The following is a 759-nucleotide window of genomic DNA, read 5'->3' on the forward strand; positions in this document are numbered from 1 at the left end:
AGCAGGATTTCAAAATCTTCGCCACGCTTCCCGTACCTTGAAAGGAATCGAAACGATTCATGCTCTATATAAACGAAACCGAAGTCTTGGCTCAGACTTCGGTTTTTCAACGTACAATGAATTACAGCGATTACTTACTATTGCATAAAATTTGATTGTACTGAATTTGACTTTTTATCTGCTAAAGAACTTTGCAACAGAACCTTTTAGAGTAAGTTGGGGGTTTTTGAACCAGAAAGGTATATTTTTAACTATAAAAACTATGAAAAAATTTATCCGCTTTTCCTTTTTGCCTACTTGTTAAATTCAGCAAGTAAAATATTTTTAAAAGGATCAGGACTATTAGCTCTACCCATACTGTTCAAACTGACGGCCAACGTATGCTTGCCTCCAATTGTACCTCCCGCAAAAGTAACAAACCCTGGAATGCCACCTGAGTGCCCCCATATTGAGACACCGTTGGGAAGCTTATTTTCATAGATTCCAAGACCATATCTGCCGATTTCAGCAATTCCTGTAGGAACTGTAGTAAGCATTTGTTTTAGTTGCTGTTCCTTCAGTAATTTGCCACCGAGCAAGGAAGAGAAAAATTTGTTTAAGTCGTCAGCAGTAGAAATCATATCTCCAGCCGAGCTGCCTATACTGGGGTTAAAATAGGTAACGTCTTTTAGCTCACTTGCCCCTTCTGGTTGGACATAGCCACGGGCATGCTTGGTGCCTGGAATAACGCTTGAATTGCCAGGTAGGAATGTATTCGAC

1 protein-coding gene and 1 pseudogene are annotated in these 759 nt (G+C 39.9%); one reads left to right on the top strand and one right to left on the bottom strand.

What is annotated here, in order from left to right; genetic code table 11:
• A pseudogene (locus tag HRG09_RS29310) lies at positions 1–148 on the top strand (IS6 family transposase); the annotation flags it as partial.
• Between the two features lie 145 nt (positions 149–293).
• Here HRG09_RS29310 and HRG09_RS28240 read toward each other — a convergent pair.
• Positions 294–759 (bottom strand): serine hydrolase (locus HRG09_RS28240; protein WP_174104090.1); only part of this gene is annotated, 466 nt, incomplete at its 5' end.

This window comes from Bacillus sp. Xin1, assembly GCF_013314535.1.
Classification (GTDB): Bacteria; Bacillota; Bacilli; order Bacillales; family Bacillaceae_G; genus Bacillus_A.